This is a genomic window from uncultured Aquincola sp., assembly GCF_964001545.1.
Classification (GTDB): domain Bacteria; phylum Pseudomonadota; class Gammaproteobacteria; order Burkholderiales; family Burkholderiaceae_C; genus Aquincola.
The window spans coordinates 1-2,874 of the sequence record NZ_CAXFDV010000648.1 but is presented as its reverse complement, the minus strand read 5'-3'; the positions used below and the strand labels follow the sequence as shown (position 1 = coordinate 2,874).

Genomic DNA, 2,874 nt, shown 5'->3' with positions numbered 1-2,874 from the left:
CGGTCATGTCGCGCTTGAGCACCTTGTCGATGATGTCTTCGCGCAGCAGCCGCTGCGCCTGCGTGATGCTGTCCACCTGAGCCGTCTGCGGAAAGCCGCCGCGCACCAGGTACTCGTGAAAGTGGCCCACGTAAGGCGCGGCCAGGTCGGTGACGCGGTGGAAGTCGGCCGCGCTCCAGCCCATCAGGTCGCGCAGGCTGCGCAGGCGCGGCAACGCGGGCAACTGCAGCTGCTTGATCTGCAGGTACTCGTAGAACGACAGCGTCGTCAGCCGGATGGTGTGCCAGCGGCCCACGCCCGATTCCTGGCCGGCTTCCACCAGCGGCATGGCCGAGCCGGTGAAGGCGATGCGGCGGTCCTTGCGAAAGTCCACCTGGTGCTTGACCCAGGTACCCCAATCGCGGATGAATTGCGCCTCGTCCAGCAGCAGGTACTCTGGCCCGTCCACGCGCGGCTCGCGTTCGCGCCAGGCTTCGAGCACCGCATCGATGCCCGCCAGCTTGAGGATGGGATGGTCGAAGGTGGCGTACAGGAGGTTGGCCGGCGGCACGTCTTGGCCCAGCAGGGCGTCGGCCGCCTGCATCAACAAGGTCGTCTTGCCGATCTGGCGTGCGCCCGACAGCAGCACCGCCCTCGGTGCGGGTGGCTGCGTCATCCACAGCGACAGCTCCTTGAACGCCGCACGTCGCCAGCTGGGCAGGTCGGCCACCGGTTCCCCGCGCCACCACGGGTTGAACTGGCCCAGCACCGTGAGCAGCTCGCTCCTGGAGACCTGCATGCGCAACTTCCTCACTAAAGGTGGTCTTTAATGCAAGTGTAAGTTATCTAAATTGAGCAGGGAAGTTGGTTTTTGACGTGGCGGGGTGCTCCAGCTGCCCCCTGGGAACAGCCCTCATGCCCCCAGGGAAGTTTTCCCTTCGCGCGGCCGACGGGCGCAGGCCCACTGGTGGCAAAGCGCTTCTGGAGGAGACCCATGCCCGCGTCACGATCCCTTCGCCCCCGCCTGCTGGCCCTGGCTGCCGCAGCGGCCTGCCTGGCAACCGCCGCCCAGGCCCAGACCACCGACACCCCCGCCAGCCAGGTCACCATCATCGGCGTGACGCCGCTGCCGGGCCTGGGCCTGCCGCGCAACGAGGTGCCGGCCAATGTGCAGACCGGCCTCGCCGCCGACATCGAGCGGCGGCATGCCGCGGACCTGACCAACTTCATGAACCGCACGCTGGGCGGTGTGCATGTGAACGAGGTGCAGAACAACCCGTTCCAGGCCGACGTCAACTTCCGCGGCTTCACCGCCTCGCCGCTGCTGGGCACCGGGCAAGGCCTGTCGGTGTACGTCGATGGCGTGCGCATCAACCAGCCCTTTGGCGACGTGGTGAGCTGGGACCTGATTCCCAAGGCCGCCATCAGCAGCATCGCGCTGATGCCGGGCAGCAACCCGCTGTTCGGCCTCAACACCCTGGGCGGCGCGCTGAGCGTGCAGACCAAGGACGGCATCAGCCATCCCGGCACCTCGGTGGAGCTGCTGGTGGGATCGCATGCACGGCGGCAGCTCAGCTTCGAGACCGGCGGCAACCAGGGCGCCACCGGCATCGACTGGTACGTCACCGGCAACCGCTTCAAGGAAGACGGCTGGCGCGATGCGTCGCCCAGCGACGTGCGGCAGCTGTTCGGCAAGCTGGGCCTGCGCACGGCCGACACCCGCATCGCCCTCAGCGCCGCGGTGGCCGACAACGCGCTCACCGGCAACGGGCTGCAGGAGCAGCAGCTGATGGCGCGCGACTACAGCAGCATCTACACCAAGCCCGACGAGACCGACAACCGCGCGTTGATGCTCAACCTCACGGCCACCCACCAGTTGGGCAACGGCTTTTCGCTCTCGGGCAACACCTATTGGCGGCGCATCCGCACGCACACGCTCAACGGCGACCTGAACGACGACGCGCTGGACCAGTCGGTCTACCAGCCCAATGCAGCGGAGCGTGCGGCCCTCACCGCGGCCGGCTACACCGGCTTTCCCACCAGTGGCGAAAACGCCGGCAACACGCCCTTCCCGAAGTGGCGTTGCATCGCCCAGGCCCTGCTGGTGGATGAGCCGGCCGAGAAGTGCAACGGCCTGCTCAACACCACGCGCACCACGCAGCGCAACTGGGGTGTGCAAGGCCAGCTCAACTGGGAAGGGCAGGCCGCCGGCGTGGACCATCAGCTGGCCGTGGGCGGCGCGCTGGACTGGAGCCGCGTGCAGTTCAACCAGCTGTCAGAGCTGGGCTACCTGACGCCTGGCCGCGGCGTGGTCGGCGTGGGCGCCTTCGGCGACGGCGTGACCGGCGGCGACGTGGACGGCGAGCCCTACGACACCCGGGTGGACCTGGGCGCCAAGACCCGCACCTGGAGCCTGCTGGCCACCGACACCATCGCCCTCAACCGCAATACCCACCTCACGCTGTCGGGCCGCTACAACCGCAGCACCGTGACCACGCGCGATGCCATCAACCCCGGCGGCGGCAGCGGCTCGCTGGATGGCCACCATGTGTTCAAGCGCTTCAACCCGGCGGTGGGGCTCACCTTCTCGCCCAGCGCCACGCTCAATGCCTACGTGGGCTACAACGAAGGCAGCCGTGCGCCCTCGGCCATCGAACTGGGCTGCGCCGACCCGGCCAACCCCTGCAAGCTGCCCAATGCGATGGCGGGCGACCCGCCGCTCAAGCAGGTGGTCACCCGCACGCTGGAAGCGGGCCTGCGCGGCGGCACGCCCGGTGGCATGAGCTGGAACGTCGGCATCTTCCGCGCCGACAACCGCGACGACATCCTGTTCGTGGCCGACGACCAGGCCGGCTTCGGTTACTTCCGCAACTTCGGCAAGACGCGCCGGCAAGG

At 68.3% G+C, this 2,874-nt stretch carries 2 protein-coding genes; one reads left to right on the top strand and one right to left on the bottom strand.

The window, feature by feature from the left end; all coding sequences use genetic code 11:
- Nucleotides 1-778, bottom strand: a 778-nt coding sequence (locus tag ABNT58_RS22560; protein WP_348755648.1) for an AAA family ATPase, incomplete at its 3' end; no start/stop codon positions are given.
- A 195-nt stretch (nt 779-973) separates the two neighbouring features.
- On the opposite strand from ABNT58_RS22560, the gene ABNT58_RS22555 reads away from it, so the two are divergent.
- Nucleotides 974-2,874, top strand: a 1,901-nt coding sequence (locus ABNT58_RS22555) for a TonB-dependent receptor (protein WP_348755647.1), incomplete at its 3' end; no start/stop codon positions are given.